The organism is Lysinibacillus sp. F12 (genome assembly GCF_057773605.1).
On the sequence record NZ_JBYMLP010000003.1, the window covers coordinates 156949 to 182254 of the forward strand.

At 39.1% G+C, this 25306-nt stretch carries 27 protein-coding genes and 1 riboswitch; of the genes, 20 read left to right on the forward strand and 7 right to left on the reverse strand.

Features of this window, described 5'->3' with window-relative positions:
• Positions 1-86: 86 nt before the first annotated feature.
• Positions 87-452: a VOC family protein gene (locus AC3CH7_RS14555; RefSeq protein WP_289449177.1), complete on the reverse strand. Its 366-nt coding sequence runs from the start codon at positions 450-452 to the stop codon at positions 87-89.
• A gap of 415 nt (positions 453-867) precedes the next feature.
• Positions 868-1056: riboswitch (cobalamin riboswitch) on the forward strand.
• Between the two features lie 30 nt (positions 1057-1086).
• Between AC3CH7_RS14555 and AC3CH7_RS14560 the strand changes: the two genes are divergently transcribed.
• The 6 genes from AC3CH7_RS14560 (at position 1087) to AC3CH7_RS14585 (ending at position 6693) form a co-directional block, all read left to right on the forward strand.
• Entirely contained in the window at positions 1087-1209 is a 123-nt protein-coding gene (locus AC3CH7_RS14560) for a hypothetical protein (RefSeq protein WP_258858684.1), read from the forward strand.
• Between the two features lie 63 nt (positions 1210-1272).
• Positions 1273-1440, forward strand: a complete 168-nt coding sequence (locus AC3CH7_RS14565; RefSeq protein ID WP_012293960.1) for a hypothetical protein — start codon at positions 1273-1275, stop codon at positions 1438-1440.
• Positions 1441-2153: 713 nt separating this feature from the next.
• Entirely contained in the window at positions 2154-3515 is a 1362-nt protein-coding gene (locus tag AC3CH7_RS14570) for a PepSY-associated TM helix domain-containing protein (protein WP_488381529.1), read from the forward strand.
• A gap of 182 nt (positions 3516-3697) precedes the next feature.
• Positions 3698-5176 carry a sensor histidine kinase gene (locus tag AC3CH7_RS14575; protein ID WP_036161316.1) on the forward strand — a complete coding sequence of 493 codons (1479 nt, stop codon included), beginning with the start codon at positions 3698-3700 and terminating at the stop codon, positions 5174-5176.
• Positions 5154-5840 carry a response regulator transcription factor gene (locus AC3CH7_RS14580; RefSeq protein WP_012293963.1) on the forward strand — a complete coding sequence of 229 codons (687 nt, stop codon included), beginning with the start codon at positions 5154-5156 and terminating at the stop codon, positions 5838-5840. Before AC3CH7_RS14575 ends, AC3CH7_RS14580 begins: the two co-directional genes overlap by 23 nt.
• A gap of 142 nt (positions 5841-5982) precedes the next feature.
• The gene (locus AC3CH7_RS14585; protein WP_080720007.1) at positions 5983-6693 is read left to right on the forward strand and encodes an ankyrin repeat domain-containing protein; all 711 of its coding nucleotides are present in this window, start codon (positions 5983-5985) and stop codon (positions 6691-6693) included.
• Between the two features lie 595 nt (positions 6694-7288).
• Here the strand turns inward: AC3CH7_RS14585 and AC3CH7_RS14590 are convergent.
• The 4 genes from AC3CH7_RS14590 to AC3CH7_RS14605 all read right to left on the reverse strand — a co-directional run bounded on the left by AC3CH7_RS14590 (position 7289) and on the right by AC3CH7_RS14605 (position 10995).
• Positions 7289-7894, reverse strand: a complete 606-nt coding sequence (locus AC3CH7_RS14590) for a response regulator transcription factor (RefSeq protein WP_031419650.1) — start codon at positions 7892-7894, stop codon at positions 7289-7291.
• A complete protein-coding gene (locus AC3CH7_RS14595; protein WP_418936739.1) occupies positions 7891-8517 on the reverse strand; it encodes a sensor histidine kinase in 627 nt (208 codons plus the stop codon). The genes AC3CH7_RS14590 and AC3CH7_RS14595 overlap by 4 nt, the downstream gene beginning before the upstream one ends.
• 480 nt (positions 8518-8997) lie before the next feature.
• Positions 8998-10146, reverse strand: coding sequence for a DUF418 domain-containing protein (locus AC3CH7_RS14600; RefSeq protein ID WP_031419651.1), 1149 nt, complete (start codon positions 10144-10146; stop codon positions 8998-9000).
• A gap of 141 nt (positions 10147-10287) precedes the next feature.
• Positions 10288-10995, reverse strand: a complete 708-nt coding sequence (locus AC3CH7_RS14605; protein ID WP_281486590.1) for a class I SAM-dependent methyltransferase — start codon at positions 10993-10995, stop codon at positions 10288-10290.
• A gap of 171 nt (positions 10996-11166) precedes the next feature.
• On the opposite strand from AC3CH7_RS14605, the gene AC3CH7_RS14610 reads away from it, so the two are divergent.
• Positions 11167-11409: a hypothetical protein gene (locus AC3CH7_RS14610; RefSeq protein WP_031419654.1), complete on the forward strand. Its 243-nt coding sequence runs from the start codon at positions 11167-11169 to the stop codon at positions 11407-11409.
• Between the two features lie 52 nt (positions 11410-11461).
• Here the strand turns inward: AC3CH7_RS14610 and AC3CH7_RS14615 are convergent, their stop codons facing one another.
• Entirely contained in the window at positions 11462-12511 is a 1050-nt protein-coding gene (locus AC3CH7_RS14615; protein WP_012293971.1) for an NAD(P)/FAD-dependent oxidoreductase, read from the reverse strand.
• Positions 12512-12658: 147 nt separating this feature from the next.
• Here AC3CH7_RS14615 and AC3CH7_RS14620 point away from each other — a divergent pair, with 147 nt between their 5' ends.
• The 13 genes from AC3CH7_RS14620 to AC3CH7_RS14680 all read left to right on the forward strand — a co-directional run bounded on the left by AC3CH7_RS14620 (position 12659) and on the right by AC3CH7_RS14680 (position 24372).
• The gene (locus AC3CH7_RS14620) at positions 12659-13447 is read left to right on the forward strand and encodes an ABC transporter ATP-binding protein (protein WP_012293972.1); all 789 of its coding nucleotides are present in this window, start codon (positions 12659-12661) and stop codon (positions 13445-13447) included.
• A gap of 16 nt (positions 13448-13463) precedes the next feature.
• Complete coding sequence (locus AC3CH7_RS14625; RefSeq protein ID WP_031419655.1) at positions 13464-14390, forward strand: iron-hydroxamate ABC transporter substrate-binding protein; 927 nt, start codon at positions 13464-13466, stop codon at positions 14388-14390.
• Positions 14391-14413: 23 nt separating this feature from the next.
• A complete protein-coding gene (locus tag AC3CH7_RS14630) occupies positions 14414-15415 on the forward strand; it encodes a FecCD family ABC transporter permease (RefSeq protein WP_036166447.1) in 1002 nt (333 codons plus the stop codon).
• On the forward strand, positions 15408-16415 hold the full coding sequence (locus AC3CH7_RS14635; protein ID WP_031419657.1) for a FecCD family ABC transporter permease: 1008 nt from the start codon (positions 15408-15410) through the stop codon (positions 16413-16415). Before AC3CH7_RS14630 ends, AC3CH7_RS14635 begins: the two co-directional genes overlap by 8 nt.
• Positions 16416-16572: 157 nt before the next feature.
• Entirely contained in the window at positions 16573-17514 is a 942-nt protein-coding gene (locus AC3CH7_RS14640) for a nuclease-related domain-containing protein (protein WP_012293976.1), read from the forward strand.
• A 62-nt stretch (positions 17515-17576) separates the two neighbouring features.
• Positions 17577-17705, forward strand: a complete 129-nt coding sequence (locus tag AC3CH7_RS14645) for a hypothetical protein (protein ID WP_258858685.1) — start codon at positions 17577-17579, stop codon at positions 17703-17705.
• Positions 17706-17834: 129 nt separating this feature from the next.
• On the forward strand, positions 17835-18074 hold the full coding sequence (locus AC3CH7_RS14650) for a hypothetical protein (protein ID WP_488381528.1): 240 nt from the start codon (positions 17835-17837) through the stop codon (positions 18072-18074).
• Positions 18075-18407: 333 nt separating this feature from the next.
• Positions 18408-18545 carry a hypothetical protein gene (locus tag AC3CH7_RS14655; protein ID WP_206701629.1) on the forward strand — a complete coding sequence of 46 codons (138 nt, stop codon included), beginning with the start codon at positions 18408-18410 and terminating at the stop codon, positions 18543-18545.
• A 203-nt stretch (positions 18546-18748) separates the two neighbouring features.
• On the forward strand, positions 18749-19168 hold the full coding sequence (locus AC3CH7_RS14660; protein ID WP_036166436.1) for a MarR family winged helix-turn-helix transcriptional regulator: 420 nt from the start codon (positions 18749-18751) through the stop codon (positions 19166-19168).
• Between the two features lie 13 nt (positions 19169-19181).
• Positions 19182-20384 (forward strand): MFS transporter, encoded by a 1203-nt coding sequence (locus AC3CH7_RS14665; RefSeq protein ID WP_012293978.1) that lies wholly within the window; start codon positions 19182-19184, stop codon positions 20382-20384.
• Positions 20385-20546: 162 nt separating this feature from the next.
• Entirely contained in the window at positions 20547-21416 is an 870-nt protein-coding gene (efeO, locus tag AC3CH7_RS14670) for an iron uptake system protein EfeO (RefSeq protein WP_012293979.1), read from the forward strand.
• A gap of 6 nt (positions 21417-21422) precedes the next feature.
• The gene (efeB, locus tag AC3CH7_RS14675; RefSeq protein ID WP_031419662.1) at positions 21423-22682 is read left to right on the forward strand and encodes an iron uptake transporter deferrochelatase/peroxidase subunit; all 1260 of its coding nucleotides are present in this window, start codon (positions 21423-21425) and stop codon (positions 22680-22682) included.
• Positions 22657-24372 carry an FTR1 family iron permease gene (locus AC3CH7_RS14680; RefSeq protein WP_012293981.1) on the forward strand — a complete coding sequence of 572 codons (1716 nt, stop codon included), beginning with the start codon at positions 22657-22659 and terminating at the stop codon, positions 24370-24372. The genes efeB and AC3CH7_RS14680 overlap by 26 nt, the downstream gene beginning before the upstream one ends.
• 56 nt (positions 24373-24428) lie before the next feature.
• On the opposite strand, the gene AC3CH7_RS14685 is transcribed toward AC3CH7_RS14680, so the two are convergent.
• The gene (locus AC3CH7_RS14685) at positions 24429-25283 is read right to left on the reverse strand and encodes a pentapeptide repeat-containing protein (RefSeq protein ID WP_031419663.1); all 855 of its coding nucleotides are present in this window, start codon (positions 25281-25283) and stop codon (positions 24429-24431) included.
• Between the last annotated feature and the right edge of the window lie 23 nt (positions 25284-25306).

A 25306-nucleotide genomic window follows, 5' to 3' on the forward strand; every position in this document is an offset into this window, starting at 1 on the left:
AGGAATTTACAGTTATATTACAAATGTTTCAGTAAACTGTAATATGGGAGGATTTCATCTAAAAAAACTGCCCAAAATAGGGTAGTTTAGGCAATTGCCTGTATGATTTCTACTCGATTACCAAAGGGATCTCGGAATTCAAAACGCTCATAATAGGGGATAGGTACAGAGTCTTCTATTTCGATTTGAAGTTCGGCTAGTTTCTTCTTCCAGTAATCAATATCTTCAACTTGATACGCAATATGAGCCTTGGTCGACAATCGATCAAAGCCATCCTCTGTTCCTACATGTATCTCTTGGTGACCAAGCTGTAACCAAAACCCGCCTCTGCCTTTAAGAGAATCGGGTTTTTCTATTTCTTTCAGACCTAAGACACCGCAATAAAAATCTTTCCCTTGATTCTCTGACCCTTTTGGAATAGTAATTTGCACATGATGTAAAGCAATAATCATAGTTAGACCTCCTGTTTCAAATACTTATAGCTAATTATAGATTAATTTCAAAATAGTTGAAATGAAAGGTCGTGTCTACTCTCAGACTGTAGACAAACGCAAAAAATTTGAGAGTTTGCCAACAGTCTTTTTTCTTTTACAATGAAATAAAGTAAAGCCGTTGATTTCCACTACGGGCGGACGCTTTCTGCGGGCGGGGTCGAGCTGCTTCTCTCGCTTCGCTCAGTCCAGGATCTCGACTTTCCCGCTTTTCCCGCAGGAGTCGCCGCCCTTCGTTCCCATCAACTTCTACATAAAGTCTTACTTATTGCAAGTGAAACCATGAAGAATTCTATAGAAATAGCTGAATGAGTGAATAAACTATAGTTTTTTGAATCTATTAAGATCGTACAAACCTTATGGTATAATAATAAAAACGGAATAATAGGATAGAGGTACAAACCAAATTGGGTTTGTTTAAAAGGGAAGATCGGTGGAAATCCGACGCTGTCCCGCAACTGTAAATGGGAGCACATTTCAAGAGACCACTGTTACGCCTTGTAATGGGAAGGTGAAAGGTGTGAAGAACATAAGCCAGGAGACCTGCCTTTATCTAGTACAGCCAAGAAACCTACGCGGATAGGGGGTGTTGAGTGTGACTAGAGAAATTCTCCTGCATGCTCATAGTACGATGATTGCTAAAAAGATAGCTTCTATGAAGAATAGAAAGCTTATTTCCATATGGCAAACATCGTATTATGTCGTGTATTTGTCATAAAAGACATCTTTCTAATGAGGGAAAGATGTCTTTTTTATGTAAATTATTAAAGGAGTGGTCCACATGAATCCACAAGTTGTTGAGTATTATGAAAGTTTATTTAAATTAGAAATTATGCAAGAGCCAAAGCCTTTAAAGGAGCTTGTTGAACAATATGTTGGGCATGATACAGCACATGAGCAATCTATTTTAGCAGCGTACGCGAATGTGATGAAGGAATTAATTGGATAATCAACGTTTGAGGGCTACTTCTTGATGGGGTAGCCTTTTTGATTGTGCATTTGTTGACAACATTTTTGTGGAAGGCGTAAAATTCAATGGCTTATTAATTTTGCAAGCTATGAAAGCAGCGAGAGCAGTGAATTCGCTTACGTGAATATTTTCCCAGAGGTCATTCGAATACTGGCACGTGGGGTAATGGATGGGCAGGCAGTTATGACAAGCAAAATTGCTTTAGAAAATATCGTAGAAAGGCTTTAAAGCATTAATGAAAAATCGAAGTCCGTGTAAAATTCTTGTGAATTTGAGTTTATAAATCTTTCCTAAATCGTAGCTAAACTTGTGTCCACATTTGTTTGGCTATGATTGTTTCATCTTTAAATAGCATAATACCACTAGGAATACATTTGTTTGTCATAAAACCGCCTTTAGGACTTCATTCATATTTCACTTTTACTTTATATAATAAATTTGATATTTATCTTCATTCAGCAACTGTTTGTACTGAAAGTAGTATCAAATACAGATGGTTCCTCCTTCAAAGGGAGTGATGAATGCTTATTAAGTGTTCAAACGCCTACTGAATCAAGATAATGCCTCAATCGGATATCACAGATTTTGAAGAGGAACTTTCCAGCCAAGCTCCTCTTCAAAATCTGGCCGTAGCCTAACGTCAGCGGCCATTACGGTGAGGCGTATTTGATTAAATAGATTGGAGATTAAAAATGAAAAATCTGCTTTATTCAAGGTTTTGGCGTTTGCATTTTTTCGCAGCCCTTTGTATTACGCCATTACTGCTATCTCTCACATTAAGTGGGATTGGTTATTTGTTTTTTACAGATGTAGAAAATCGTTTATATGATGATTATTTTTTTGGCGATAGCCATAAAGAAGAGGTCTTAACAATTGATGAAGCAGTGGAAAAAGCAGAGGCAGCATTTGCAGGTTACACCACTACAAAAGTGATTATGTTGGAAGAGCCTTATAATACGCGTTTAACTTTATCAAATGGGAATGAACAGAAGTATGTATTTTTAGATGATCATTATCAAATGGTTGGTAGTCAGGATGCCAATTATACATTCTCTAATATTATGAGAAATACCCATAGTTCATTATTTATTGGTGGTACATTTGTCAATTATTTAGTAGAACTAGCGGCATGCTGGACAATCTTTTTACTACTATCCGGACTTTATATGACGTTTAAAGGGGATTTATTGAAAAAGCGCAAATCGGAAAATAAACGACAAAAAAGTAAGAGATACCATGCGCTTGTTGGGACAATCATTACTATTCCCATGGTGATGTTCATTGCTACAGGGCTTTTATGGTCTGCTTTTCAAGGTTCCATATTGGCAAATATAGCGTCAGAAAGTCCAACTTTCGGCTACCCATTATTACAGCAAAAGCCACCAACATCCGATGTGTCTGAAATTCCATGGGCAACGCGTCAATTAGAGGCGCCATCATCTGAGGGAGAACATGCACAGCATCACGGTGGGGGGGCTGTCCGTTATACAAACGACAACCAAATGACCATTGCTAATCTTGAAAAAGAAATAACTACCATGAATATTGCCAAACCTTATTCGATTATTTATCCATCAAACGAAGAAGGCGTATTTACAGTGGCAAAGGCCAGTAATTCAGGTATAACAGGACTTGATGTCAAGCCTACAGACGAGGCAACGATGTATTTTGATCAATATAGCGGCAAGTTTATTGATCAGGTTAACTACGAGGATTATGGTATGCTGGCGAAATTCTTTACATGGGGCATTCCTTTACATGAAGGCCATTTGTTTGGCTGGCCAAATAAGCTGTTAAACTTACTGGTATGTTTAGCCTTTTTAGCAGTAATTGTATGGGGGATTCGCACTTGGATTTTACGTAGGAAAAAAGGTGAGCTATCTGCACCACCACAAATTTCACATAAAATCTCACTTCCTTTCGTAATTTTCCTTATTATTTTAGGAATTATTATGCCATTGTTTGGTGCCTCATTGATTGCGGTAGTGTTGATTGAATATTTCATTTTAGGATGGCAAACCAAAAAGAAACTAAGAGCAGAAGAAACTAAATAAAGATAATGGATACGGCACAACCCAAATGTGTCGTATCTTTTTTTGTTGTTTATTTCATTTGGAGTAAGCCGAATACTATGTTGATGCAGAAAATTATTTATAGATTTTTCAGCGCGATTTTATAAAGTTTTAAGATTTGTATGGTACATTGCTATTAGTTTCAGCTTATTGGGGGAATTTAGATGTCGATTAAAACGAGGTTTTTGCTATCTTATGTAGGCGTTATTATGATTGCCATCACGCTTTTACTTGCAGCGGTTTTTCTTTTTTCCTTTGCCATTACAGGTGATGTTAAAGCAATTGAGCATTTTTACAAAAAGTCTTATGTCCAAAAGCCTTTAACAACGGTAGAGGAAAATGCTTTTTTAGATTTGAAATTATTGGCAAAAAAAAATCCCCAGCAGCTTTTAGATATTGAACAGCTACAAACCATAAATGCTCCTTCCATTGAGATTGTTGTGCGGAAAGACCATCAAATTGTTTATGCAACACAACAAGAGCATCAACAACTATTGCTTCAAAGTTTACCAGGTTTTGAAGCGACCAATATTAATTCACGTGACACAATTATGATTAATCAAGCCTTTTATACGTATGTGAAGTTCGATTTTTATTTCCCAGACAAAACAGAAGGGAGTATCTTTGTATTAAGAGAGGTTAGTTCACATGCGGAGGTAACGCGAGAACTGTTACCCATTCTGTTAGGTATCTTATTTGTCTTATTTATGATGATTATCGGTTTACTCAATTATTTAGTGTCTAGAAGTATCATTAACCCAATCACAGCCTTAAAGGAAGGGGCAGAACGGATTAAATCGGGTGATTTAGATTTTGAAATTACATCCCGTTCTAATGATGAAATTGGTCAGCTTAATCGATCGTTTGAGGAAATGAGAGTTAAACTGAAGGAATCTGTACTAATTCAGCTTCAATATGAAGAAAATCGGAAAGAACTGTTATCGAATATCTCCCACGATTTAAAAACGCCAATGACCTCTATTATTGGCTATGTGGAGGGCATTAAAGATGGTGTAGCGAATACTGAACAGAAAATGGATAAATATTTAACAACTATCTATACGAAAGCCAAGGATATGGACGTGTTAATTGATGAATTATTCTTATTCTCGAAATTAGATTTGAAAAAGGTTCCGTTCCAAATGGAAAGTGTCAATCTTCAACAATATATGCATGATTATGTGGAGGATGCTAGCTTTGACTTTATTGCCAGAGATATTCATTTACAATATATATCAGCAGGCTCTTCGCTTTTTGCTATGGTGGACAGGGATAAGCTAAGACGTGTCTTATCCAACTTATTGAGCAACAGTGAAAAATATATGGATAAACCTTATAAGCAAATTATTATTTCCCTACATGAGCGAGTAGATGATGCCATCATTCAAGTTACAGATAATGGTGCGGGAATTGACCCTACTGCATTACCACATATATTTGATCGTTTTTATCGTGCGGAACCTTCTCGAAATTCTCAAACAGGTGGAAGTGGTCTTGGGTTAGCAATTGCCAAACAAATTGTCCTTGAAATGGGTGGCGATATTTGGGCAAAGAGCGAATTAACAAAGGGAACGAGCATTTTCATTTCATTGAAAAAGGATGAGGAAATGGGGGGAAATCATGAAAAAAATATTATTAATTGAAGATGAAGTGAGCATAGCAGAGCTCCAACGAGATTATTTAGAAATTAATGATTATGTGGTAGATATTCAGCATCATGGCGATGAGGGGCTGAAGCAGGCGCTTCATGGCGATTATGATTTAATTATTTTAGATATTATGCTTCCTGGAATGAATGGCTTTGAAATTTGTAAACAAATTCGAGCAGTGAACAATATCCCCATCTTATTTGTGTCGGCTAAAAAAGAGGATATTGATAAAATTCGAGGTCTCGGGTTAGGGGCAGATGATTATATTACTAAGCCTTTTAGTCCTAGTGAGCTTGTGGCAAGGGTCAAGGCGCATATATCTAGATATGAGCGTTTAGCCTCAAACCAACCAACGAACAATATGATGTCTATACATGGCCTTACGATCGATACATCAGCTCGAAAGGTTTTTGTGAATGGTGAAGAAGTGGCCTTTACGACCAAGGAATTTGATTTGCTTGTGTTTTTTGTTAAACATCCAAATCAAGTATTAAGTAAAGAACAATTATATGAGCGGAACTGGGGCTATGAATCCGCTGCGGATGTTTCCACAGTTACCGTGCATATACGAAAGCTTCGTGAAAAAATTGAACGTGATCCAGCACAGCCAAAGTTTTTAGAAACCGTATGGGGTGCAGGTTACCGCTTAAATGTGTAAGACACCGCCTCGTCGTCTTGACGAGGTTTTTTTAATTGAAAATTTTAGACTTTTTTAAGAAATGGTTAATAGGCAATTTAGCAATGAATTATAAACTATACATAGACTGCTAAAATTAAATAGTGAGGGCGGTGAATAGCCAATGAAAAAAATGCAAGCAGCTATGATCGCTTTATCATTTTTATTGCAGGGATGTGCCTCAAATGATACGGAGACCATAAGGCGTGATAAAGGAGGAAATGAGGAAATGGCAACAGATTTGACGAGTCAATTGTTTCAAGCGGTAGAAAAAAGCGATGTAGAATCGCTAAAAAAAGTTATACATGAAAAAGTGAATATCAATGCACAAGACGCAAGCAATCGAACGGCTTTGATGATGGCTACCTACAATCAGGATGTGGAAGCAGTGAAATTACTCATCGATGCAGGTGCGGATGTGAACATCCAGGATGATATGAAAAACACGCCTTTCTTATATGCGGGTGCGGAAGGCTATTTGGATATATTAAAGCTAACGATTCAAGCAGGTGCCGATTCTACGATTGTAAATCGTTATGGTGGAACGGCATTAATTCCAGCATCTGAGCACGGCTACATTCATGTCATTGAGGAATTATTAACTACCACAAACATCGATGTGAATCATGTCAATAATCTGGGATGGACAGCATTAATGGAAGCGATTGTATTAAATAACGGCAACCCTACACAGCAAACGGCCATTCAAATGTTGATTGATCATGGAGCTGATGTCAATATTCCAGATAAAAATAATATGTCACCTTTACAGCACGCAAAACAGAAAGGATTTAAGGAGATTGAAGAAATCCTTGTTGCAGCAGGAGCAAAATAAACGACTAGACTTTAGCCATCGAGAAGCTTCACTCTTGATGGCTTTTATCTCCTCAAAATCGTGATGCAAGTGGCCAACGCTTTGATATTATTACTTCATTGCGTAATCGCTATGTGACTGTGATAACAAGTGAAGGGGAAGAGTTTGTAGCTAATTATGTGCCTTTCCACAAGCAGCTGTTGGAAAATAAGCTCCTCAATTTAGATTACCTGCAGGTCAAACCTTCCCTTCAAACAAGGTGTTACATACCAAGTGTACTCACATTGGGCAGAAATTGATGTAAAGAGCTTTGTTGCAAAAAAATAGCACCATTTACACTGCAATCTGCTAAGGCTATTAATAGTAATTCATTGGAATTGTAATTAACTAATAATCCTAAAACGGATTTATTAGCTGGCAGAAGTGTGGAACTTCGTGGTAATGGTGGCACATTAAAAGCAGATGTAAATTATACGGTGACACCATTAAATAATTGGGCGATAGCGACAAATGTAGTTCTCCAAGGTAAATAAACAGGTGAATTTGTAATTGAACTATGTAGTATACGTTCTCCTATCAAAAAATCTCGTCACAGAGGTGGCGAGATTTTTCTGATTTATAGCCAGCCTTTATCACTAGCAATTTGAGCGGCCTGCTGTCTTGATTCTACTTGTAGCTTTTGAATAGAGGTTGATAAATAATTACGAATGGTGCCTTTTGTTAAAAATAATTGTTTACTGATTTCGTGAGTGGTTAAGCCTTCTTTCACCAGTTGTAGCACGGCAACTTCTCGCTCATTTAAAGGATTTTGCTCTTTCATAAATAAGGTAGCAGCTAAATCTTTACTGACCACCTTTTCACCTTGCATGATTTTGCGAATAGTAGCAATTAAATAATCAATCGGTTCATCTTTCAGTAAGTAGCCATGTACCTCACAATCCATGGCCTTTTGTAAATAGCCTGGGCGTGCAAATGTAGTGACAATCATCACTTTACAGGGCAAGTTGGCCTCTTTAATTTTTTCTGCAAGCTCTAATCCTGACAGATGGGGCATTTCAATATCTACCAGGCAAACATCGGGTAATTCCTGCTGAATGTAGTCCCATGCTTTTTGACCATCTGAAACTTCAGCTATTACTTCAATATCTGGTTCGAAGGACAAAAGGGATGTTAAGGCACCACGTAACATTTGTTGGTCCTCTGCTAGTAAAACTCGTATCATGTTGAGGGCTCCTTTCCATCTTGAATTGGTATGCTGAATATTACGAGAGTGCCTGTCCTTGTACCCCCTTCAAAAAGGGCATAACCTTGCAGAACACGCATTCTTTCTTTCATCGAGTTCATGCCATTACCCAGCCCCTTCTGTTCCAAACCAATCCCATCATCTTGAATGGCAATGGTAAATTGTCTATTTCGACATTCAATCTCTATGTTGCAGTTTTGAGCCTGACTATGCTTCAGCATATTAGTTGTAGCCTCACGTACACATAAAGCTAACATGGTTTCCTCAACACTTGAAAGAACAATTTTTGGACAATGATTGTTAATAGTGGTCGTAATATTCGCACTTTGTAAGAGCTGCTGGCAGTGTAGTAGCTCTGTTTGTAGAGACACAAAATTCATATCCGAAACGAGCTCTCGTACTTGCTTTAAGGCTATACGTGTTGTAGCTAATATGTCATTTAATTCTTGTTTGACACTGGAAGGATCTCGGTCGATAAGTTTAGTGGTCAATTCCGTTTTGATTTTAATCATCGTCAGGGTGTGACCAATCGTGTCATGAAGATCTCTAGCAATGCGCTGTCTTTCCTCTTGTTGAACAAGCTGGGTATTGACATCTGCCAATTCAATTTGTAGGTTTTTCGACTTTTCTACAAAATAAATGAGAACAGGGAATACTAATTGAATGATCATTAAGGGTATTAGTACTTGTGTGTCAACAAGTGCTAGGGAATTTGCGGTCGCCCACAAAATGATTAAAAACATAGCAGCTATACCAAGAATTCCGCTAGCAATATACCATTTTGATTTTGCCCTCCCTAATAAATCGGCAAAGGTAAATCCGAAGATAAGCATGAAGATATCCTCGTAAATAGCAAGGATGGTAATGAGAAGGAAGCCTACAAGTGAGGCAATTAGTAGCTTCCAATCTCGATTCCATAAAGCCATATAGAAGGCGACTAAGTACAAGGCTAAAATAACGATTTTAGCTGTGAAAGGGAGTACAGAATGCGACCATAATACCATGGCAATTAAAACAATTATGGATACAACATCGATGATTAAATAGTGTTTAACTTGTTCTCTGGGATATATTTTTATGGCTTACACCATCCTCTGTTGCTTATTCTTTGTCAGAGCTTGAATCGTTTTTTTACGAACCCATTCCATCGGGCCAATACGGAACTGGTGCTGCCAAAATGTTGCTAGTACTAGCTGTAGACAAGATAGGGCAACCCACATACTTATAATAAAAAGGCTATTTACATGCCCGCCTAAGCCAAGCCCCCAGCCGTAAAAAATAATAGACGCCAGCACGTTTTGCAGGACATAACAGCTCAATGACATTTTGCCGACATTGGCAAACCGTTGCCAAAGCCAATCTAGCTTCTTATATTCTACCAGTTTACCTAAAATTCCAATATAGCCAATGGATAGAATAGGTGCACATAAATAGCGAACAGGTAAATCAAAAAGTCCCCCAGGTATAAAAATTAGCAGATTCAATGGAATACCAATGAATACACCGATTGTAAAAAGCTTTTGTCGAGCTTGATAACCTTTACTTGTTGGTGAAAAAACCTCGTTGCGCATGAATTTGACCCCAAGGATAAATAAAAAAACATTCATCGGGATAATAAATATAGCTTCCGTTCGATAAAATAAAAAGTTTGTCAGGCGATGCTGTACTTGCGCCAGCCATGTACCATTTTCATAGATGGCTGTGACAGTTTCCATCCCATTTAGGGAAACGCTAGCCCCAAGCAATGTAACGACAAAAATAAAAAGAATGAGGAAGACATGAAAACTACCCAAAAGATAGAAAGCCCATGTCATGACTTTGTCGCCTAATCTAATGAGAATAGCCACGATAAATGCCGTAACGGCGTAGCTCATTAAAATATCATATTCCATGACCAGTGTGTAATGAAGTAGTCCTTCCACCCCTAAGAAGACAATGGTCCAAAGATACACGCCAGGCCAAGTATTTCCTCTACGAAGTGCCTGCTGGTATTTTAACTGTAAACCTACCCCAAACATAATCGTTAATAATCCTAGTAACTTGCCGTTTACAAAAAATAGTACTAACATTCGTAAAAAATCATTGAATGACCACCAACCAGAATAATTACTCGTTGTAATATACGATAAATCACCCAGATAAGCAAAAATCCAAATATTGGTTCCGAGGGTCCCTAAGACAGCGAATCCTCTTAGCATATCGATAAAGGGAAGCCTTTGTTGTGTTTGCATAGTTCCATCACTCTTTCTTTGTTTTTCTTATATTCATGATAAGAAAACAGGAGGATAAAACCTATTCACACGAGTCAAAGAATCGTTATGACAGGTGTCATAACAAAAAAACCAGCAACGCTTTGGATGCTGGCTAGATGGTTATTTTGTACAGATATAGATGCGATAATCTAAAATATTATCGTATTTTTCATTCATCATAATATGCTGATTCAAGACATCATACAATGTGGATTCAATCTCCTTGGAAATGTGGAATTCTGGCTTAGAGGAAATATCCTTATTTTTTTGTATGCGAATATCTTGAAACCCTATCTCTTGAAATAATGCAACCCAATCCTTTTTCGTAAAGAGAGCATCAAACCCGTAAAATTGTTGAATATCGTCTGCCAGCTGTGAGGAAAGAAGCGTAGGGATTGTAAATTCAATAGCAATCAAGCGCCCACCTTGTTTTAATAAACGAAAAATCTCTTGCAATGCACGTTGTTTATGAACAAAGGAAAGAACAGATTCAGCAAGCACAAAGTCAAATGCTCCATTGGGGAGTGATGTTTCCTCAATCGAGCCTTGAATGATATTGACTGGTAAACGTGCTTTTTTCATGCGGTGACGTGCCTTTTCTATCATAATGGGATTAATATCGATACCCGTTACATTTGTTGTATAGTAGGAAGCCAAAAAGGCAGCTGTTTGCCCTGTACCACAGCCAACATCTAAAATATGAGAGGTTGGCAGAATACTCTCATTCTTTAGGATTTCCTTTGATAGATTGATGCCACCAGGATGGGCACCACCAACACCAAATTTTGCTAGGAATTGGAGATAATTAGAGTCTTGAATGAAAACCACCTTCTTTTTCATATAGTATGAAAAGAAAACTAGTATGGTTCCCTTACATATGATGAAAAGCTAGAAATCCTATTTTTAAATAGATAATTTTTGATACTTCTTCATACGTCTAATTCCTTCATAGATGATGCACATATACTAGGGGAGAGCTTTTAGATAGGAGGTGTATAAATGCCACATTTTCAGCCGAATTATAGAAGAGGAGTCTATCCTTCAAACAATATGGGAACTTTTGGTCCTCCATTTCGAGGTAGAGCGATGCAACCTAACTATCCACCCAATCGGCAATTTCAAGGTCCTGGTTTAGGAAGATTGCCAGATCATTTACATGCAATCATGGGGCATGCTGGAACGATTACGAATGGCGTAAATATGTTAAGACAGATGGGGGCACTATTAAGTTTATTCAAATAAAAGAAAGAAGCCCTCTTAAGAATGCTTTCTTTAAGAGGGTTTCTATTGCGAACTAATGGGATGGGACAAGTTCTTTTTCGATAATGGAGCGATTTTTCTCTTTAAATAGTTCATTATGAGAGGACACCATTCCATGGCGATAAGCAGTTGGCTCTAAATAAGTTTTAATAGAGTTGACCGCGTTGGCTGCATCTTGGAATGTCCCAAGCAGCAAATTGATTTTTCCTTCAAATGATAAAATATCTCCTGCCGCAAAAATACCAGGCTGTGCTGTTTCACCAGTTGCTTTGCCTTCAAAATAATAATCATCCTTTTTAGGAATAGAAATGGCTTCATCAAACGTGAGGGACGCTTCACAATTATAGCCATGACTAATGATAACCTCGTCAATTTGACGAGTGTAACTTTCCTTCGTTTTCGAATTTTCACATCTCACTAATTGAATAGCGGTTTTATCATCATTCGCTAAAAGCTTTGTAATCGTCGTATTACATTCAATTAGGACCCCTGCATCAATGGCTTCTTTTACAGTTGCTTCATGCGCTGATAATGTATCTTTACGGTAAACCACTGTCACACTTTTAGCAAGGGGGCTCAGTTCTACAGCCCAATCAATGGCCGCATTGCCACCACCAGAAATAAGGATATCCCTATTCACAAAACGTTTATAGGATTGAACGGTATAGTGTAAATTGGACATTTCATATTTCTCAGCACCTTCCAGTGTTAGTTTCTGAGGGTTTATAATACCGCCACCAACCGCTAATAGAACAGTTTTTGAATAATGCCTTTCTCCAGTTGCCGTATGTACAATAAATAGATGTTCTTGTCGTTCAATAAAATCTACTTTTGTGTTTGTTAGAATAGTAGGGTCAAATGTTTTAGCTTGCTGGATCAATTGTTTAACAAATTTCTCGCCTAAAATAGGGGGCTGGCCTCCTATATCCCAAATAAGCTTTTCAGGATAAAGTAATACTTTTCCACCAAGTTGAGATTGGCTCTCTATTAATTTTGTTTTTAATCCTCGTAAACCACTATAAAAGGCGCTATATAAGCCAGCAGGGCCTCCGCCAATAATTGTCACATCATACACATGTTGCATTTTTATTGCCACATCCTTAATTGATAGTAAAAAAGTAATTGACAAAATCTTATCATAAAACTAGACTAATTTTAGTGATAATGATTATCATTTTTAACAGTGCCTATCATAGCATGGAATGAAGTAAAATGAAAGAGAGGGTCCGAATTGCGTTTAGAAGTTGAATCGATTCGTGTTGGTTATGAGAATAAAACGATTGTGCATGACTTATCGCTACAAATTCCAGATGGCAAAATCACAACCATCATTGGTTCAAATGGCTGCGGAAAGTCTACCTTATTAAAGGCCATTACACGAATTTTAAAGCATGAGAGTGGACAGGTCATTCTGGATGGTCAAAATATTTCCAAGATGAACACGAAGGAATTGGCGAAAGAACTTGCGATTTTACCGCAAAGCCCAGAAAGTGCACATGGTTTAACAGTGGAAGAGCTTGTATCCTACGGTCGATTTCCCTATCAAAAGGGCTTTGGCAATTTATCACAGAAAGATAAAGAGGTCATTGACTGGGCTTTACAAGTGACAAAAACAGAAGAATTCCGCTTGCAATCTGTAGACGCTTTATCAGGTGGACAGCGTCAACGAGTGTGGATTGCCATGTCTTTAGCTCAAGAAACCGACATTATATTTTTAGATGAGCCAACAACCTATTTAGACATGGCACATCAATTAGAGGTTTTAGAGTTACTTTACAAGCTAAATGAAGAACAAGGGCGCACGATTGTTATGGTACTCCATGATTTAAATCAAGCGGCACGTTTTTCTGATTATATTGTGGCGCTGTCACAAGGAGAGCTTGTTAAATTTGGAACTGCGGAGGAAGTCATGGTTCCAGAAGTATTAAAAAAAGTGTTTAATATTGATGCTGTAATTGGCAAAGATCCACGAACGAACAAACCAATGTGCATTACATATAACTTATTACAAACCGTTTAAAGGAGAATGAAAGACAATGAAGAAGTGGTTATTACCAATGTTTATGATGCTCGTACTAGTACTTGCAGCGTGCGGCAATAAAGAAGAGAAAATAGAAAAGGCTGATGAAGGCTCGAAAGAAGCGACTTCTGCAGAAACAATTACTTATCAATCTGAAGCAGGACCTATTGAAGTACCAGCAAACCCTAAACGTGTAGTCGTGTTATCTTCATTTGTAGGGGATTTATTACAGCTTGATGTTGATGTTGTCGGTGTAGATGCATGGGCAGCGAAAAATCCGAACTTTGAAGATGCTATTAAAGATGCAGTAGTTGTAGAAAATACAGATATCGAAAAAATTCTTGAGCTAGAGCCAGACTTAATCATTGGTTTAAATGGTATTGAAAATGCTGATAAATTATCAGAAATCGCTCCAACTGTATTATTTACGTATGGGAAAGTAGACTATTTACAGCAATTTATTGAAATCGGTAAAGTGGTCAATAAAGAAAAAGAAGCAACGGCATGGGTAGAAGATTTTAAAGTACGTGCAGCGGAATCTGGTAAAAAAATTAAAGAAAAAATCGGGGAAGATGCAACTGTAACAGTCGCAGAAAACTTTAATAAACAATTTTATATTTATGGCGATAACTGGGGACGCGGAACAGAGATTTTATATCAAGAAATGGGCTTAAAAATGCCTGAGAAAGTTAAAGAAACAGCTTTAGAGCCAGGCTACTATGCTATTTCTCAAGAAGTTTTAGGGGATTATGCAGGGGACTATGTGATCTTCAGTATGTTCCAAGACCAAGATAATTCATTTACAGACGCAGCATGGTTTAAAGACTTAGAAGCAGTGAAAAATGGTCATTTATTTGAAGTGAATGCAAATGCCTTTTATTTCAATGACCCGATTACATTAGAACATCAACTGAAGTTCTTTGAAGAGAAATTTTTACAATAATTAGTAGAGAGTAGCGAAGGCAAATGACAAAGTTTCGACAGTTACCATTTTGGCTTCAGGTATTGCTTGCATTGCTCGTATTAATCGGCACAGCTTGTATCTCGCTGTGCTTAGGTGCAGCGAATACGAGCATTCAAGATGTCTATCAAGCAATTGTCGGACAAAGTGGTGGTAAGCATTACACGATTTTACGTGAAATTCGATTTCCTCGTATCATTGCTGCTATTTTTGTTGGCAGTGCACTCGCAGTTGCGGGAGCGATTATGCAGGGGGTTACACGCAATCCATTAGCGGATCCAGGGCTACTTGGTTTAACAGCAGGGGCAAATGCGGCCCTTGCTTTAACGATGGCATTTATCCCGAAATTCTCTTATTATACGTTAATTTTAGCCTGCTTTATTGGAGCTGGAATTGGTATGATAATCGTTTATGGGATCGGTGCTTCTACTAAGAAAGGTTTCTCACCATTGAGACTTGTTTTAGCTGGTGCAGCAGTTACTGCATTATTACAGGCGATTGCTGAAGGCACAGGCATTTTATTTCAAATTTCCAAGGATGTTTCGATGTGGACGAGTGGCGGATTCATTGGCACGACATGGCAGGCGTTATTGATTGTTCCTGTCATTGTCATAGGTCTCCTATTGTCATTTGCTTTTAGTCGACAATTAACGATTTTAAGTTTAAATGAAGAAGTTGCGGTAGGAGTTGGACAAAACACAACATTGATTAAAGGTATTATGATGTTTGCTGTCGTTATTTTAGCAGGCTCTGCCGTAGCTCTTGTTGGGAATCTAGCATTTGTTGGCTTAATGGTACCTCATATTGTTCGCGCATTTGTAGGAACGGATTATCGTTTTGTCTTACCGATGAGCGCAATTATTGGCGGCTGGTTTATGGTGACGGCTGATTTTGCAGGTCGCATGATTAATGCACCATTTGAAACGCCAGTTGTAGCGATTGTTTCGATTCTTGGTCTACCATTCTTCCTACTATTAGTAAGGAAGGGAGGACGCCAATTTGTTTAAAGAAGGTCGCAAAAAACAACGAAAATGGCTTTTTACTTGGCTTGTCGTCACGTTATTCATTTTTGTTCTAGGCATTTCTTTAGGACCAGCCTCAGTTTCGTTTGATCGCATTCTACCAACCTTGTTAGGCAACGGTAGTTTTAAAGAATCCTTCGTATTATTCTCAGTTCGCTTACCAAGAATGTTGGTATTAGCAGCGGCAGGGATGGCGTTAGCTTTAGCAGGTGCGGTCCTACAAGGGGTTACACGCAATGATTTAGCAGATCCAGGGATCATTGGTATTAATGCGGGAGCAGGTGTCGGGATTACAGTCTTTTACTTACTTGTAAATGGCGATCTCCCACATTTTGCTTATATATTGCCAGTTGTAGGGTTTTGTAGTGCTCTTTTTACTGCCCTTTGCATTTACTTTTTCTCTTATCAACGCCATAAAGGGGTGCAACCTGTTCAATTGATTTTAATTGGGGTAGGGGTAGCCTCTGCTTTATCTGGGGTTATGATGGTATTAATCTCCTCAGCAGAGCGTAGTGATGTGCAATTCATTGCCCAATGGCTTGCAGGTAGCGTTTGGGGTACGGATTGGCCATTTTTCTGGGCTTTAGTGCCCTGGCTTGTGCTTGGGATTCCGTACATTTTCTATAAATCCAATGTCTTAAATGTCTTGGCGATGACGGAGCAAACAGCCGTAGGTCTTGGGATGAATATCGGGCGCGAGCGGTTACGCTTATTAATCGTCGCTGTGGCACTAGCAGCAGCAGCAGTTTCTGTAACAGGTGGTATTGCCTTTATAGGGTTGATGGCACCTCATATTGCCAAACAGCTTGTCGGACCACGCTACCAATTCTTTTTACCATTGACTTTATGCATTGGCGCAAGTTTATTAATGCTGTCCGATACGATTGGCCGCGTTGCCATTGCTACTGCAACAGTGCCAGCGGGAATTATTGTGGCCTTTATTGGCGCACCTTACTTTTTATATTTATTACGGAAAAGTGTATAGAAAAGTGATAGCACGAGTAAATGGATGCTCGAAAGCAAAGGCTTTTGAACTACTGAAATGAAAGAAAGATTTATTTTACTAAATGTATATGGCAAGTTTTTAGGAACCTCATTTGTTGAGGTTCTTTTTTTATATAATCAAGACAGGAGGTGAATAAATGATTCTATTAGCACGTCGAATATCGGAAACACAGAAGACACTAGAAGCCATTGTTCGAAGACTCTCAAACTCTCACCAGGAGTACTCGAATTATGATGAAAACTTAAGACGTTTAAAGGCTGGACACGCAGGCGAACAGCGTGTAGATGCAGAGTGGCTTGAGATAGACCTTCCTACCCCCTATTATTTTCTCCATGATTTTCAAACGATGAATAACTTCGGTTCTACTCACCAAATGGACACCATTTTTCTATGTCCACACTTTTTACTGATTGTAGAAATCAAAAATATAACAGGCGTTCTCTCATATGATACCTCCTTTGCACAATTGACACGGATGACCTCAGAAGGCAAGGTAGAGGGAATGACTGATCCATTTCTTCAACTTGAACGACATGTAGGATGGATGAAAAAACTGTTACATCAAGAAAAATTTCAATTGCCTGTTTTGCATGCAGTCGTGCTTGCAACAAAAAATGGAATTTTATCAGAAGGTTTTCATGGACAGCCAATATTTCATGTAACCGGATTACGTACACATTTACAAAAATGGTTCGACCTGCATCAACCAGTAGAGAATGAAAACCTCTTTCGATTTGCTATGCACCTCATGTCCCTGCATAGCACAATAAAAAGAGAGGTGAAGGTACCTCTTGAGGAGATGGTAAAGGGGGTTCTATGTCCCCATTGTGCGAATGGTCAGCCAATGAACTACCATTATAAAAAATGGCATTGCCCTCGCTGTAAATGGGTCGACCAGGATGCATTGAAAAAAGCCCTCGAAGATTATCGATTATTAGTAGGTCCAAAGCTCACCAATAAAAGCTTCCGCGAATTCTTTGCCATCGATTCCCCAAACGTCGCCTACAAGCTACTACAGCAGCTCCCATTAAAAGCAGACGGAATAAAGAAACATAGACAGTATTGGATCATGGAATAGAAACGAACTACAATTCAGCCAGACTGAGTTGTAGTTTTTTTGTGGGGAGATAGTGAGGCAAAGTGAGCGGAACATCAAGAGTGACGGATAGAGTGAGGGAATCGCAAAGAGTGACGGATAGAGGGAAAGAAGTGACGGATAGAGGGAGGAAAGTGACGGATAGAAAAGGAAAAGTGACGGATAGAGAGTGAAAAGTGATGGATACGCATGAAGAAGGCGCGGGTAGAGAGGCGAAAATGAGGGAATCGCAAAGAGTGACGGATAGAGGGAGGAAAGTGACGGATAAAACGGAAAAAGTGACGGATAGAGAGTGAAAAGTGATGGATACGCATGAAGAAGGCGCGGGTGGGGAGGCGAAAATGAGGGAGTCGCAAAGAGTGACGGATAGAGTGAGGAAAGTGACGGATAGAAAAGGAAAAGTGACGGATAGAGAGCGAAAAGTGATGGATGCGCATGAAGAAGGCGCGGGTGGAGAGGCGAAAATGAGGGAATCGCAAAGAGTGACGGATAGAGAGAGGAAAGTGACGGATAGAACGGAAAAAGTGACGGATAGAGAGTGAAAAGTGATGGATACGCATGAAGAAGGCGCGGGTGGGGAGGCGAAAATGAGGGAGTCGCAAAGAGTGACGGATAGAGAGTGAAAAGTGATGGATACGCATGAAGAAGGCGCGGGTGGGGAGGCGAAAATGAGGGAGTCGCAAAGAGTGACGGATAGAGAGAGGAAAGTGACGGATAGAAAAGGAAAAGTGACGGATAGAGAGTGAAAAGTGATGGATACGCATGAAGAAGGCGCGGGTGGAGAGGCGAAAATAAGGGAATCGCAAAGAGTGACGGATAGAGGGAGGAAAGTGACGGATAGAACGGAAAAAGTGACGGATAGAGAGTGAAAAGTGATGGATACGCATGAGGAAGGCGCGGGTGGAGAGGCGAAAATAAGGGAATCGCAAGAAGTGACGGATACTCCTGCTCGCTTTCTACTCCTTGTCCACCTTTCTCTTCTCCATTACAGCCGACTAATAAAATTGACATAAATACCATGCCTGAAATTATACCCTTTTTCATTATTTCTCCTTCTCCTTCCAAAGAAATTCACCACTTAATCAAGTGCTATATAAAAATAACAAATGCACCCAAATTACCCTTATTTTATAGATGTGATATCCCGACTAGACAAATAGAGATTTTAGGTTTATAGTTAGCTAGGCTAACTAATATAAAAGGAAGAAGTGATCTCGTGACAATTGAGCAGGAGTTTTTTAATCAGTATCGTTTAATGTATAGGCCTTTTATTAATAAGCTAAATGTGCAACTTGAACCGTATCAGTTATATAGCTCACAGTGGGCAGTTCTTCGTTTATTAAAGGATAAGGGTCCGCATTCCTTTGTTGATATCGCGAATTTTATGTCTATTGAGAAGCCGAGTGTGACGAAGCTTGTACATAAGCTTGTGGAGCTAGGCTATGTGGAAACGATGGTGGGTAAGGATAAGCGAGAAAAGCTTGTGTATTTATCGTCGTATGGGGAGGAGCTTGTGCAGGAGATTAAAGCTCACTTGAAGCCATTTTTTGAGCATGCACTGGCAGGTGTACCTCAGCGAGATATTGAAATTGCGACACAGGTTTTTGAAAGAATTTGTATGAATATTAATCAATAGGAGAGCGAGTAACGTGGAAGTAACAGCAAGAAAGAAACTATGGACAAAGGACTTTTTAATTGTCTCTCTCATAAATTTTACCATTACGTTAATCTTTTATTTATTAATGGTTACGATTGCTGCTTATGCAGTGGAACATTTTAATGCGTCTACAAGTACAGCCGGTCTTGTATCGAGTATTTTTATTATTGGAACATTATTAGGGCGTCTTGGAACGGGCCGTATTATTGGGGATTGGGGAAGCAAGAAAACATTATTCTGCGGATTACTTTTATTTATGTTGTCAACGATGTCCTATTTTATAGCAGGAAATTTACCGTTACTTATGCTGAATCGTTTAATACAAGGGATTGCCCTTGGAGTAGCGAGTACAGCGACGGGGACGATTATTGCACAGATTTTACCACCTGAGCGACGCGGGGAAGGGATTGGTTATTATAGCTTAAGTGCGATTTTGGCTACAGCTATTGGACCTTTTGTCGGTATTTTATTAACACAGCTATTTGAGGATTATCGCATGATTTTTGCTGTTGATTCCGTTTTAGCTATTATCTGCTTTTTCATGTATTTTATCGTAACAGTCCCAGATGCGCCGAAGAAGACAGTGGATGCAGCTGTGAAGGCTGGCTTTAAGATGACGAATTTCATTGAATTGCGTGCTGTACCGATTGCCTTTGTTGCACTGGTAATTGGTTTTGCGTATTCGGGTGTTATGTCCTTTATGACGTTTTATGCGAAGGAGCTTGATTTAGTATCAGCAGGCAGTTACTTTTTCATCATCTATGCTATTGTCATTTTAGCTACACGCCCATTTACTGGGAAATTACTAGATACACGAGGTGCTAATATTATTATTTATCCATGTTTGGTGATTTTTGCTATTGGTATGTATGCATTTAGTTCAGCGTCAACAACCATTGCTTTTTTAATTGCTGCAGCATGTATAGGTATTGGCTATGGTAACTTCAACTCTGTTGCACAGGCTGTTGCTATTAAGGTAACGCCGAATGAACGTTTAGGACTTGCGACATCTACTTACTTTATTTTTTATGATTTAGGATTGGGTGTCGGGCCTTATTTCTTAGGATTATTTGTGCCTTCAGCGGGCTACAGTGCCATATTCTTTGCGATGGTCTTTGTCATTTTATTATCCATTGTGCTTTATTATTTCTTACATGGTAAATATGAAAAAATGAAACAAGTAAAAATTTTGTAGATTAGAATCATTATATTGTGGAAAAAACGTCTTTTTTCTAGTTGTTTATAAAAAACAACTTAAAAATGACGTTTTTTTCTTTTTAAAAAAAATTATCTTGCATTAGAGGATGATAATCATTATCATCACAATATAAAACAAAATCGGGAGTAGGTACGAAGTATGAAAAACAAATCATTATTGTCTGTATTAGTAGCAGGAGGCATTCTAATGGCAGGCTGTGGTAATACAGAAGATACAAAAAAAGAAGATAAGCCAGAAACAGAGCAATCAGATAAAGCTGCACAAGAGGTTGATTTATCTTCTGAACTAGCAGCCTATCAACAATTTGCATTAGAGCAAATGGATCAATTTTTACTAGAAACAGAGAAATTTGTCAATCTTGTTAAGGCTGGAGATATTGAAGGAGCAAAAGCTGCGTATGCACCAGCACGTATGTATTTTGAGCGTTCTGAACCCATTGCAGAAAGCTTTGGCGACCTAGATCCACGTATTGATGGTCGTTTAGCTGATATACAGGAAGAAGGAAAAGGTGAAGAAGAATGGTCAGGCTATCATAAGCTTGAGTATGCGCTTTGGGAAGAAAATACAACAAAGGGCTATGAGGTAGTGGCTGATCAGCTTCTGGCAGATGCGAAGGAATTACATGCCCTCGTACAAACAGTTGAAGTGACTCCTGATTTAATGATAACGGGTGCAGTTGATTTATTAAATGAAGTGTCAACATCTAAAATTACAGGTGAGGAAGAAATTTACTCCCATACAGACCTGTATGATTTTAAAGCGAACATTGAAGGTGCTGAAAAAATCTTTGAAATTTTACGTTCAAAATTAGAAGCGAAAGATTCAAAATTAGTCACAGCGCTTGATGAAAAATTCAAAGCGGTGGACGATTTATTAGCACAGCATGCCACTGCCGATGGTGGTTATATTTCCTACGAGGAATTAACAGAGGACAACACAAAAGCGCTTGCGGCAGCGGTGAATCAGCTTGGAGAACCATTAAGTCAAATGGGAATCATTTTGGAGTGAACATAAATGACAGCATCAAATGAAGAAAAATGGATGAATAAAAAAATCTCTAGACGTGATATGTTGAAACTGACAGGCATTGGGGTGGCAGGTGTTGCCATTGGTGCCTCTGGTTTAGGTGGTGTAATGAAAGCAATGGGCTATGATGTTTTTGAGCCTGTGGCTGACAGTACTACGGCAAGCAATAAGGTCAATTTCTACGGCACCCATCAGTCAGGTATTGTAACACCTGTACAAACGAATATTTATTTTGCTTCTTTAAATGTGTTAGTGACATCGAAGAAGGAACTGCAAGAGTTATTCCAGCAATGGACACCTCTTGTTGTGCGTTTAATGAATGGTGAATTAATGGCTGATATTTCATCGAATACGAGAGTACCGACTGGTGATACCGGTGAGGCAGAGGGCTTAGATGCTGCCAATTTATCAATTACTATTGGTGTGGGTGCTTCCTTATTCGATAAGCTTGGTATGCAGCATTTAAAGCCAGCGGAGTTAAAGGATTTACCACATTTCCCAAAAGATCAGCTACAGAAAGAATATACAGGTGGTGATTTGTGTATTCAGGCCTGTGCAGATGATCCACAGGTGGCATTCCATGCGGTCCGTAATTTAGTGCGTGCAGCATCTGGGAAAGTGGAGATTAAATGGTCACAGTCAGGCTTTAACTCGTTCCCAGCAGGTGGTGGGACCCCCCGAAATCTTTTTGCATTCAAGGACGGCACAGTGAATCCATCCATTACAGATGAAAAGGATTTAAAAAAAGTTGTTTGGGTGGATAAAGGTTGGCTAAAAGGCGGCTCTTATTTAGTTGCACGTAAAGTTCAAATGCATCTTGAAACATGGGATCGTACATCTTTAAAAGATCAAGAAGCTACATTTGGTCGTTACCGTGATAGTGGGGCACCGATGGGTAAAACTAAGGAATTTGATGATTTTGATGTAGAGGCGAAGGATGATAAAGGGAATTATATTATGCCTGATACATCACATGTTCATTTGGCCCGTAAAGCAGGAGCTCGTATTTTGCGGAGATCGTATTCCTATGCATCTGGTGTGATGTCGAATACAGGCACTCATGATGCAGGGCTTATCTTTATTTCATTTCAAAAGGACCCTGCCCAATTTACAACGATTCAAAATAGCTTGGGACGTATGGATAAAATGAATGAGTATATTACCCATCGAGGCAGTGCAGTGTTTGCTTGCTTCCCTGGTGTACAAAAGGGGAGTTATTTAGGTGAAGCACTTTTTAACGCGCTGTAGTATCGTTATTGCTTTATTTCTGACTTTAGCTTTACCTGTGCAAGCTGCGCAATCCTATAGTCATTTATATATTGCAATTAGTGATGCATTAATGAATACAAAGCAGGATAAAGAGACAGAGGCTAAACAGGCTCTTGAACAGTTTGCCACAGATTGGGCTAAGGTTTCTTCAGAACAAAAAGAGGCGAAAGCTAAGGTTGATGACATCCTTGCCCAAGCAACAGAGGCCACATCAAAGGATGACCGATTAGAGGCGCTGTCTGCCCTGTCGAATGCTTTACGAGCCCTAGAAAAACTGGAAAATCCAGTAGATGAGGCTGCACAGCGAGCGGAGTTTGGGCAAAAGATGAAGCCGATTTTGGCAGACTTTGAAAAAGCTTTAGCTAGTGAGGATGCTCAGGCAATTGACGAAGCTTATAAGGATTTTAATCTCAAGTGGAACAAAAGTGAGCGCCCCGTACGTGAGCAAAGTATTGCCATGTATGGACAAATCGAAACACAGATGGCATTTCTACGAATCTCTATTTCTGCTGAAGAGCCTGATATCGCGTTAATGAAAACTCAATTTGCAGATTTACAACAAACGATTACAGATTTTGTAGCGGGTAAAGAAACAGCAGAAGCGGTAGAAGGTGACTATTCATTAGCTACATTAATTGCTTATATTGATGAGGCGATGGACTTTGTAGATGACGGTGATTATAAGGCAGCCTCTAATAAGGTTCGAGAATTTATCATGATTTGGCCACGTGTTGAAATAGAAATCTCAACTCGTAATGGTAGTCTTTATACTAAAATTGAAAGTGATATGCCTATTATCGCAAGTGATTTATTAAAATCCTCTGTCGATCAAGAAGCAATTACAAAAAAATTAAATACATTCCGTACAGAAATCGAATTGATTCAAGGAGATTCGGATTATACGCTTTGGGATGCAGCGTTAATTTTATTACGAGAAGGGCTAGAGGCTTTACTCATTATATTAGCTCTTGTATCGTTTCTTAATAAGTCAGGGCAAAAGAAAATGCGGAAATGGATTTATATTGGAGCATTTGTGGGTGTTTTGTTATCAGCCGTTGCCGCAGTTCTTATGTCAACAATTTTAAACTCGGCTACAATTGATACGAATCGTGAATTAATGGAAGGCTATGTAGGCTTACTGGCCGCTGCGATGATGATTGGTGTAGGTATATGGCTGCATAGTAAATCAAGTGTGGTCAGTTGGAATCGCTATATTTCGAAGCAAATGGGCAATGCTATTTCCAGTGGCTCTATTTTTGCCATGGCAGCGATTAGCTTCTTATCTGTTTTCCGAGAAGGGGCAGAAACGCTTGTTTTTTACGCGGGTATTGCACCGAAAATGGCGACTTCTCAGTTTATCCTTGGGATTGTAGTTGCACTCATTATCCTTGCCTTGCTTGCCATTGTGTTGTTTAAGGCAAGTGGGAAAATTCCTATTCATAAATTCTTTGCCGTAGCAACATGGCTCATTTATGTATTAGCCTTTAAGATTATCGGTGTCAGTCTGCATACATTACAGCTGACTAATAAGATTTCTACAACAATTGTCGATGGCTTACCTGTCATAAGCATGATAGGTTTCTATCCAACCGTGGAAACAATGATTGGCCAAGCCATATTATTAATTTTAATCGTGGCAACCATCATTTATAAAAAGAAGCAAGCCTGAACGTCTTTCACAAACGCTTATGGCCTTAAGGGATGTCTCGATGGAGGCATCCTTTTTTACTGCCAGTGTGCTGGACGTTTAATATAAGAAGGTAGTTTGGTAGTGTTATCACCCTGTGCGGCGTTGATTTGCATTTGTGTTAAAAATAAACTTGTCGATAGATCAGCACCACGTAAATTGGTATCACGCAGATCGGCCCCAATGAAATCTACCCCTTGTAAATTGGCTCCTTGTAAATTGGCAGCAATTAAATAGCCACCTCTTAAATCAGTAGCTCGCAAATCTTTACCCTGAAAATTTTTACCTATCCAATCAACGCCGCGCTGATTCAATTTGAGAGAAGCTTTCCCCTTTACAAGATGTTGTCGCATTTGTTCGCTAGTTTTTAAAAGAAGAGCATTTACTGGCATACGAATAGCCATCATGTCCAGTGCCAATAAACCATTAGCGTCAAGTTCCGCTGCCTGCTGTAGCTGTTCTAATTGAACGAGGAGCTGTTCATGGAGCATACTGTCAATTTGATAGGATAGAGCTTCCGCTACATAAGCAATCATTTCATATAGCTGCTCCATAATTGGAAACACTTGAAACATTTTGTCAGCAAGTTCTCGTGATTGGCGCCAATCTTGCCCTTTAAATGTCACTTGGGAAACGTGCTGACCGGCACCTAAGCAATCAAATACAGTACAGCCTTTATAGCCGCTCATCCTTAGCTTGCTATGAATTTGACAGCTATAGTCCTCTGTTAAATTGGAGCATGGCTTGCCTGCTGGTTTATGCATGGCAAAATCACTGGAAGCGACTATATTTAATGCTGTACAACATAATCCAAAGCAGCTTGGGCAATCTGCCTGTAAGCTTTCTCGAATTGTCATGCCAAACGATGTGTCTCTAATTGTTCGATTAGACATCCTTTTTTTCCCTCTCTTCCCTC

What these genes read in the sequence shown, in the direction of transcription:
- AC3CH7_RS14555 (WP_289449177.1), bottom strand. Translation starts at nt 452, where the DNA reads ATGATTATTGCTTTACATCATGTGCAAATTACTATTCCAAAAGGGTCA.
- AC3CH7_RS14565 (WP_012293960.1), top strand. Translation starts at nt 1,273, where the DNA reads ATGAATCCACAAGTTGTTGAGTATTATGAAAGTTTATTTAAATTAGAA.
- AC3CH7_RS14570 (WP_488381529.1), top strand. Translation starts at nt 2,154, where the DNA reads ATGAAAAATCTGCTTTATTCAAGGTTTTGGCGTTTGCATTTTTTCGCA.
- AC3CH7_RS14575 (WP_036161316.1), top strand. Translation starts at nt 3,698, where the DNA reads ATGTCGATTAAAACGAGGTTTTTGCTATCTTATGTAGGCGTTATTATG.
- AC3CH7_RS14580 (WP_012293963.1), top strand. Translation starts at nt 5,154, where the DNA reads ATGAAAAAAATATTATTAATTGAAGATGAAGTGAGCATAGCAGAGCTC.
- AC3CH7_RS14585 (WP_080720007.1), top strand. Translation starts at nt 5,983, where the DNA reads ATGAAAAAAATGCAAGCAGCTATGATCGCTTTATCATTTTTATTGCAG.
- AC3CH7_RS14590 (WP_031419650.1), bottom strand. Translation starts at nt 7,894, where the DNA reads ATGATACGAGTTTTACTAGCAGAGGACCAACAAATGTTACGTGGTGCC.
- AC3CH7_RS14600 (WP_031419651.1), bottom strand. Translation starts at nt 10,146, where the DNA reads ATGCAAACACAACAAAGGCTTCCCTTTATCGATATGCTAAGAGGATTC.
- AC3CH7_RS14610 (WP_031419654.1), top strand. Translation starts at nt 11,167, where the DNA reads ATGCCACATTTTCAGCCGAATTATAGAAGAGGAGTCTATCCTTCAAAC.
- AC3CH7_RS14615 (WP_012293971.1), bottom strand. Translation starts at nt 12,511, where the DNA reads ATGCAACATGTGTATGATGTGACAATTATTGGCGGAGGCCCTGCTGGC.
- AC3CH7_RS14625 (WP_031419655.1), top strand. Translation starts at nt 13,464, where the DNA reads ATGAAGAAGTGGTTATTACCAATGTTTATGATGCTCGTACTAGTACTT.
- AC3CH7_RS14630 (WP_036166447.1), top strand. Translation starts at nt 14,414, where the DNA reads ATGACAAAGTTTCGACAGTTACCATTTTGGCTTCAGGTATTGCTTGCA.
- AC3CH7_RS14640 (WP_012293976.1), top strand. Translation starts at nt 16,573, where the DNA reads ATGATTCTATTAGCACGTCGAATATCGGAAACACAGAAGACACTAGAA.
- AC3CH7_RS14650 (WP_488381528.1), top strand. Translation starts at nt 17,835, where the DNA reads ATGGATACGCATGAAGAAGGCGCGGGTGGGGAGGCGAAAATGAGGGAG.
- AC3CH7_RS14655 (WP_206701629.1), top strand. Translation starts at nt 18,408, where the DNA reads ATGGATACGCATGAGGAAGGCGCGGGTGGAGAGGCGAAAATAAGGGAA.
- efeO (WP_012293979.1), top strand. Translation starts at nt 20,547, where the DNA reads ATGAAAAACAAATCATTATTGTCTGTATTAGTAGCAGGAGGCATTCTA.
- efeB (WP_031419662.1), top strand. Translation starts at nt 21,423, where the DNA reads ATGACAGCATCAAATGAAGAAAAATGGATGAATAAAAAAATCTCTAGA.
- AC3CH7_RS14685 (WP_031419663.1), bottom strand. Translation starts at nt 25,283, where the DNA reads ATGTCTAATCGAACAATTAGAGACACATCGTTTGGCATGACAATTCGA.